Genomic DNA, 6592 nt, shown 5'->3' on the forward strand with positions numbered 1-6592 from the left:
GTTCAAATTTTTCTTTAGACATGGGGTGTCCCTCTAGGTACGGATTAGGTGGCTTAAAATAAGACCACGCAACCAAAAAAATGGTTTTTTTTATTAAAAGGAGAAGAAGCTTTAGACTGGTGCTAATACCCAGAGTCGAACTGGGGACCTCACCCTTACCAAGGGTGCGCTCTACCGACTGAGCTATATCAGCACACAAAAATGAGTTGGAGCGTACAGCGGGAATCGAACCCGCATCATCAGCTTGGAAGGCTGAGGTAATAGCCATTATACGATGCACGCAACACGTAACTCTTTTGAGCTATTTAACCTTTAGAATATGGTGGAGGGAGACGGATTCGAACCATCGAAGGCAGTGCCGGCAGATTTACAGTCTGCTCCCTTTGGCCACTCGGGAACCCCTCCAAATTTTGATCTTTCTCTCGCTCTCTATAAATAGAGGGGAGAAAGTGGTGCCGACTACCGGAATCGAACTGGTGACCTACTGATTACAAGTCAGTTGCTCTACCTACTGAGCTAAGTCGGCACAAGTGGGGCGCATTTTATTGAATGATTTTCCACCTTGCAATAGTAAATTGCAAAAAAGTGAAAAATTCTCTTATCAAATTCATATATACGGTTATTTAGCTCAAGGTTTCTGCCTTTAATCCGCATCTAGTAAAGGAAGATATTTAATTTATCTATCGCTTGATGTATTTTCCATGCACTTGTTTTGTTATCCACTATAGAGTTTTGTATGAGCCCATTTATGTCATTTGACCGCGCGCAGTGGTCTGAACTAAGGAATTTAGTTCCAATGACACTTTCTGAGAGCGATTTGAAAGAGCTTCAAGGCATCAATGAAAAGCTGACAATGGAAGAAGCAGTAGAGATTTATCTACCGCTATCGCGCCTGTTAAACCTCTATGTGGCCGCTCGACAAAATAGAAACTCAGTACTTCATCAATTTCTGGATAAGAAAGAAACTGCGCCACCATTCATTATTGGTATCGCGGGTAGTGTGGCGGTAGGGAAAAGTACAACAGCTCGTCTACTGAAAGCGTTGCTATCTCGTTGGGAAAACCATCCTAAAGTTGAGTTAGTTACGACAGATGGCTTCTTGTACCCCAATGAAATACTGGAAGAAAAGGGCTTAATGAGTAAGAAAGGGTTCCCTGAGTCTTATGATATTAAAGCGCTAGTCAATTTCGTATCAGACGTGAAGGCATGCAAGCGTAATGTGACAGCACCTGTGTACTCTCACCTCACCTACAACATTACCAAGGAAGTAAAAGAGGTCGACTTACCCGATGTGCTCATTATTGAAGGACTCAACGTTCTACAAAGCGGTATGAATTACCCACATGAGCCTCATAGAGTCTTTATTTCAGACTTCCTCGACTTCTCGTTATATGTCGATGCTGAAAGTGCGCAAATTCAACAATGGTATGTAAATCGTTTTATGAAGTTTCGTGAAGGTGCCTTCGCTAAACCAGGGTCATACTTCGGGCACTACACTAAATTATCAGATCTAGCCGCTAAGGAAAAAGCAGAAGGTATTTGGCAATCAATCAATGGTTTGAACCTAGAGCAAAATATCCTTCCGACCCGAGAAAGAGCTCACCTGATTTTACGCAAAGGCGCAGATCATATGGTTGAGGAAGTATTACTAAGAAAATAGTAACCTCTTAGTCCCCTTTTCTTAGGGATATCTCTCCACCGATATAGCTCTCAACACCGTTCTCAGTTTTGAGTAACACGGCACCTTGTTCATCGATACCCTGTACAACACCTTCAATTTCTCTAGGTCCAATGATCAGTCTAACGTTGCGACCTAAGAAGTTATCTAAACGATTCCAGCGTTCGACAAAATTCGACATCCCTTTCAACTCATAGTCGACGAGCGATTTGTCCCAAGCATTAATCAAAGCCTGAGCTAAGTCATTACGATCTGGCACTTTCCCATCACACACTTCTTTGAGAGAGGTCCATGGCTGGCCAATACCTGATGTTGTTGGATCCATAGATAAATTAAGCCCCAAACCAATCACAATATGAGCAGCTCCACCAGATTGCCCTGACAGCTCTACCAAGATACCTGCGAGCTTCTTATCATTATGATAAAGGTCATTTGGCCACTTTAGTTTAACGCCTTCAACCCCCATATCCTCCAACGCCTCTACAACGGCGACACCAACCACAAGACTCAGCCCCATAGCCGCAGCCATACCGGCATCGAGCCTCCAATACATTGAAAGGTATAGATTGGCACCGAATGGCGATACCCATTCACGACCACGACGTCCACGGCCTGCAGCTTGATATTCAGCAACGCAGATCGAACCGGACTCAAGGGTGCTGGTGCGCTCTAACAGGTGTTGGTTTGTTGAACCTATGATTGGAATCAACTCCAGAGAAGCGTCACTGCTGACAGCAGACAACCTCTCCTGATCGAGCATATCCAAACGACTGGCTAACTTATATCCCTTACCCTGCACTCGATAGATATCCAAACCCCACTCTTGAATACCTTTAATATGCTTGCTGATAGCGGCTCTCGACACACCCATCATGTCACCCAGATCTTCACCAGAGTGAAACTCACCATCAGCAAGACATTTTAGCAATGTGAGCTTGGTACTGTGTTCTCTCATGATATTGCCTCCAAGGCCTTGTCTAAGTTTGTCTCACTGTCTTGGCCCATAAAGCGAACTTCGTGCTCCAATGGAATGTCGAATTTGTCTAGGACAGCTTGACGTACTCGTGATGCAAGTCTGAGGATATCCGCAGCAGACGCTTCATCGTAATTGATGATAACCAAAGCTTGATTTGGATGAACTTGAGCACCACCTTCAATCACACCTTTGAACTGGCATTGATCAATGAGCCACCCAGCGGCGACTTTGATCATGTCGTTACTCTCGTAACCGACAATGTTTGGGTATAACGCAGACAGCCGATCAAAATGATCTTTGCTGATCACAGGGTTTTTGAAGAAACTTCCCGCATTGCCCTGCACGGAAGGGTCTGGTAGTTTACTTGAGCGTATAGCACACACTTCATCGAATATAGAACGAGGAGAAAGTGTCTCTAAAGGTAAGCTTTTAAGCGGGCCGTAGTGGTTACATGGCTTCCACTCTTTAGCTAATGTTAAGCCAATCGCGACAACAATCGCTTTGCCGTAGAGAGCGTGCTTAAAAATAGAATCTCGATAACCAAAAAGACATTCATCTTTGCTCAATCGCTTAACTGTATAAGTATCCAGGCAAAGAATATCAACGTATTCACATACATCTTGTAGTTCCACGCCATAGGCGCCGATATTCTGAATAGGCGCAGAGCCTGAGCAACCAGGGATCATAGCTAAGTTCTCTAAACCACCTAGTCCATGGTCCACACTCCACTCAACAAGGCTAGGCCAGTCTTCCCCACCAGATACATGTAGAGAGTAGCTTTCTGAGCTTTCTGTTAACTCAATACCACTTAATCGATTAATAATAACCAAGCCCGAAAAATGCTGAGTAAAGAGCATATTACTCCCTTTCCCGAGCATTAACTTAGGCAAGGCAGACCATTGAGGGTCTTGATATACGGAGATGAGTTCATCAACAGAGGTGACTTCGACAAGTACATCGCAAGTCTGCTCGATCGAAAAAGTATGAACATTTTTTAAGCTAGCATTGAGATAAGATTGCATGGCGATATTTAATTAAATTACACTGCCGATATTCTAACGCAGATCAACAAATGGCGCAGTGACTGAATGAACAATGTCATCATTACTCAATTAGACCCGGTAAAGGTTCCCCTCGTTAAGCGTTTTTACAAAGAGCATTACCCAACAGGTAAAGCCAACAAAAGCGAGCAAATCTACTCATTAGAATTAGACGGCCAGTTATGTGGTGTGGTTCGCTTTCGAACGATAGAAGATGCACGCTTATTGACAGGAATGGCTATCTCTAAGGAATACCGCGGCAAGCGATTAGGTTCACAGCTAATAGATTATTGTGTTCTTCACACGTTAACGGAAAAAGATTATTGCTTCGCCTATTCTCACCTGACTAATTTCTACAATCGTCATCAATTCATACAAATCGATCCTAATGAACTACCAAATGGTTTAAGAGTCTTATATGAGCGCTATACGAATAGCGGAAAAGATCTCATTCCTATGCATTATCAGCAAAATTGTTAGAGAATGACTCGATTATCTAGTATTTGATGCTATCCCTTTGGTAAAATTGAAGGTTCGCAATTTTGCATATTTTTAAGGTAAAACAGTCAATATGATTGCTAGTAGGAATCCATTCATACAGTTGCCAACCATAGCGCAGAATCCTGACAAGTTTGAAGTACTGCTATCAGCGCAAGAGTTCCGAACTCGTTTACTTGATGAGATATCTCGTGCAACGACTCGTATTAGTTTAGTTGCTCTGTATCTTGAAGATGATGACGCTGGCCGTGAGATCCTAACTGCCTTATACGAAGCAAAGCAAAAGAACCCAGAATTAGACGTGAGCGTTTGTGTCGATTGGCATAGAGCTCAGCGTGGATTAATTGGTGCGGAGTCCTCTGAGGGCAATGCAGCAATGTACAAAGAGTTTGCTGATAAGTACCAGCATACCGTACCAGTTTATGGCATTCCTGTTCGTGGCAAGGAAGTGTTTGGTGTATTGCATCTAAAAGGCTTTATTGTCGATGACAGCGTGATATACAGCGGTGCTAGCCTTAACAATATCTATTTAAGTTATCACGACCGCTATCGTTTCGATCGCTACCATGTTTTAAACAACGCAACACTTGCTGACTCAATGTTCTCCTATGTCCAAGAACAGATGATCTCAGACATCGCTGTTTATGATCTTGCTGATAAGAACAAACCGTTAACTAAAGAGTTAAAGCCAGCAATCCGTCAATTCAGAGCGTCGTTAGCACGCTCTCAATACAAGTTCGATTCTCAAGAAGTCTCAGCAGATCAAGTTGCTGTAACTCCTTTAGTTGGTATAGGCAAGAGACGTAATCGCCTAAATCAGGGAATTAACCAACTGGTTGCTCAGGCTAAAGATGAAATTTTCATTTGTACGCCATATTTCAATTTCCCACCAAGCCTAGCGAAGGAAGTGAAGAAAGCACTTAAGCGTGGTGTAAAGGTCACGATTGTTGTCGGCGACAAAACAGCGAATGATTTCTTTATCTCACCGGAAGAAGAGTTTAAGACGATTGGTGGATTGCCTTACTTATACGAATTGAACCTACGTCGATTCGCGAAGGCTAATGAAGCAAATATAGCAAGTCGTAACCTGTCTATCCGACTTTGGCAACACGATTCCAACAGCTTCCATTTGAAGGGAATTTGGGTTGATAAACGCTACATGCTACTCACGGGTAATAACCTAAACCCACGCGCATGGAAGTTGGACTTAGAAAATGGCATATTCATCCAAGATAACTATCATCACCTAACGGATAAATTCCAAGCTGAGGTTGATAATATTGTTCAACACACACAGCTTATTTGCACCTATAAACAGTTAGATAAAGTTGATAGCTACCCGATGGAAGTACAAAAACTGATTCGAAAAATCACTCGAGTTAAAGCAGACAGAGTTCTTAAACAAATACTCTAAATCGTCGTATTTTCCATAGTCTAAATGCCTAGCAATTGCTGGGCATTTTTATATCTGCGTTAGAACCTCAAACTTAACCCCGAATGCCGATATCTCTTCGGAAGCTAACCATCCAGAATCTACTAACACCTACTCACAAGATAACTCTTGGCAATTCTCTGATGAGATATTAAAAAGCATACATAGGAGGAGAATAACGAGATATGAGTCGTATGTGAGAACCACTGAAGCTTGATACATCAGATTAGTTACGGTTGCCGAATTATAGATCCAGGCAACAGCTACTTCTATTTAACCAGGGTTCAGTTTAAGTTTCCTCACAGAGAAGATGAGTAACGAGGATTACAACTTCCAATCTAAGTTCAAGTAATATATCTAACCGCCAGATACCAAACCTACCGCCCTAGCGATATTCACTGATAGACCAAGAAACAACTAGCCGGCTAGTTTGATCTGGGATCGCAGTCTACCTTACAAAGCAACAAACCTTACTATTACTAACTCGGCTTCTTGCCAAATGTATCCCTAATGCTCCGAAGAAGCTTATTTACCAAGATTTACCCAACCAGCATAGCAAAACCTACAAGTGTGAAAAAGCTCTGCTATTTCTAGGAAAGCTTTCTAGTTAATGGTCGATTCAATGATTACTGACCGTGAACAACCTCTGTACGAAAGTCTTAACAAATAGCTAAAACTCATACCCAGAAACGACGAAAGCCTAGTCGTAAGACTAAGCTTTCTGATAAATGGTGAAATAGCCGGGATTGCGAACTTTGGGAAAACCCTTTGTGGGACTCGTTCGACTGCAGGGTAAAGCACTATTTTTTAGATGTAAAAAAGCCCCGCTATTTCTAGCGAGGCTTCTTAATAAGTGGCGGAGTGGACGGGACTCGAACCCGCGACCCCCGGCGTGACAGGCCGGTATTCTAACCAACTGAACTACCACTCCGCAGTGGTCAACTCACTAAGTGAGCGTCCATATCTCC

General features: G+C 42.8%; 5 protein-coding genes and 5 tRNA genes. 3 read left to right on the top strand and 7 right to left on the bottom strand.

All coding sequences use genetic code 11. The features are described 5' to 3' along the window. Positions 1 to 117: 117 nt before the first annotated feature. The 4 genes from BCT49_RS09545 to BCT49_RS09560 all read right to left on the bottom strand — a co-directional run bounded on the left by BCT49_RS09545 (position 118) and on the right by BCT49_RS09560 (position 526). Positions 118 to 193, bottom strand: a tRNA-Thr gene (locus BCT49_RS09545). A 14-nt stretch (positions 194 to 207) separates the two neighbouring features. After that, positions 208 to 282 (bottom strand) — tRNA-Gly (locus tag BCT49_RS09550). Positions 283 to 320: 38 nt separating this feature from the next. Beyond that, a tRNA-Tyr gene (locus BCT49_RS09555) sits at positions 321 to 405 on the bottom strand. 45 nt (positions 406 to 450) lie between these two features. Beyond that, positions 451 to 526: transfer RNA gene (locus BCT49_RS09560), tRNA-Thr, on the bottom strand. Positions 527 to 736: 210 nt separating this feature from the next. Between BCT49_RS09560 and coaA the strand changes: the two genes are divergently transcribed. Next, a complete protein-coding gene (gene coaA / locus BCT49_RS09565) occupies positions 737 to 1660 on the top strand; it encodes a type I pantothenate kinase (RefSeq protein ID WP_017078366.1) in 924 nt (307 codons plus the stop codon). A 7-nt stretch (positions 1661 to 1667) separates the two neighbouring features. On the opposite strand, the gene birA is transcribed toward coaA, so the two are convergent. Further along, positions 1668 to 2633 carry a bifunctional biotin--[acetyl-CoA-carboxylase] ligase/biotin operon repressor BirA gene (birA, locus tag BCT49_RS09570; protein ID WP_102435038.1) on the bottom strand — a complete coding sequence of 322 codons (966 nt, stop codon included), beginning with the start codon at positions 2631 to 2633 and terminating at the stop codon, positions 1668 to 1670. Beyond that, the gene (gene murB, locus BCT49_RS09575) at positions 2630 to 3676 is read right to left on the bottom strand and encodes a UDP-N-acetylmuramate dehydrogenase (protein WP_102435039.1); all 1047 of its coding nucleotides are present in this window, start codon (positions 3674 to 3676) and stop codon (positions 2630 to 2632) included. Before murB ends, birA begins: the two co-directional genes overlap by 4 nt. A 66-nt stretch (positions 3677 to 3742) precedes the next feature. On the opposite strand from murB, the gene BCT49_RS09580 reads away from it, so the two are divergent. Continuing rightward, positions 3743 to 4174, top strand: coding sequence for a GNAT family N-acetyltransferase (locus BCT49_RS09580; RefSeq protein WP_102435040.1), 432 nt, complete (start codon positions 3743 to 3745; stop codon positions 4172 to 4174). A gap of 91 nt (positions 4175 to 4265) precedes the next feature. Then, positions 4266 to 5606 (top strand): CDP-diacylglycerol--serine O-phosphatidyltransferase, encoded by a 1341-nt coding sequence (pssA, locus tag BCT49_RS09585; protein WP_102435041.1) that lies wholly within the window; start codon positions 4266 to 4268, stop codon positions 5604 to 5606. Between the two features lie 872 nt (positions 5607 to 6478). On the opposite strand, the gene BCT49_RS09590 is transcribed toward pssA, so the two are convergent. Continuing rightward, positions 6479 to 6555, bottom strand: a tRNA-Asp gene (locus BCT49_RS09590). Between the last annotated feature and the right edge of the window lie 37 nt (positions 6556 to 6592).

This window comes from Vibrio lentus (assembly GCF_002875945.1).
GTDB classification, from domain to species: Bacteria; Pseudomonadota; Gammaproteobacteria; order Enterobacterales; family Vibrionaceae; genus Vibrio; species Vibrio apostichopi.

Coding starts and splice junctions, on each gene's coding strand:
- coaA (WP_017078366.1), top strand. CDS start 737: ATGAGCCCATTTATGTCATTTGACCGCGCGCAGTGGTCTGAACTAAGG.
- pssA (WP_102435041.1), top strand. CDS start 4,266: ATGATTGCTAGTAGGAATCCATTCATACAGTTGCCAACCATAGCGCAG.
- birA (WP_102435038.1), bottom strand. CDS start 2,633: ATGAGAGAACACAGTACCAAGCTCACATTGCTAAAATGTCTTGCTGAT.
- murB (WP_102435039.1), bottom strand. CDS start 3,676: ATGCAATCTTATCTCAATGCTAGCTTAAAAAATGTTCATACTTTTTCG.
- BCT49_RS09580 (WP_102435040.1), top strand. CDS start 3,743: ATGAACAATGTCATCATTACTCAATTAGACCCGGTAAAGGTTCCCCTC.